Source organism: Neisseria sp. HMSC069H12 (assembly GCF_001812735.1).
GTDB lineage: Bacteria > Pseudomonadota > Gammaproteobacteria > Burkholderiales > Neisseriaceae > Neisseria > Neisseria subflava.
Map to the genome: position 1 here is coordinate 1 of NZ_KV810300.1, position 330 is coordinate 330.

1 protein-coding gene is annotated in these 330 nt (G+C 53.9%); it reads right to left on the minus strand.

The genetic code is table 11. The annotated features are described in order from the left end of the window. Positions 1–330 (minus strand): IS3 family transposase (locus tag HMPREF2872_RS09920; RefSeq protein WP_141752882.1); only part of this gene is annotated, 330 nt, incomplete at both ends.

Genomic DNA, 330 nt, shown 5'->3' on the forward strand with positions numbered 1-330 from the left:
CGGTCAGCCATTTTTCGTTGGGCTTTTGGGCTTTGAACCGGCGTTTGAGGAGGTGTTCCGATATCTCGCCCATGGCGGGATGGCGGTAGGCTTTTTTCGCCCGTATTTTGGCTTTCAGTTCCAACTGCTTCATCAACCTCGCTGCTTTTTTGCGGTTCCAATCCAATGATGCGGCAATGCGCCTTTGCCCGTAGCGTCCTTTATGCCGTTCGTAGATTTCGGCGATAAGGGCTTTGTCGGCTGCATCGGGGTCGGGCCGGTCTTGATGGTGGTAGTAAAAGCTGCTTTTGGGCAGGTGTGCGATGTGCAGCAGGTATTTGAGCGGGTGTT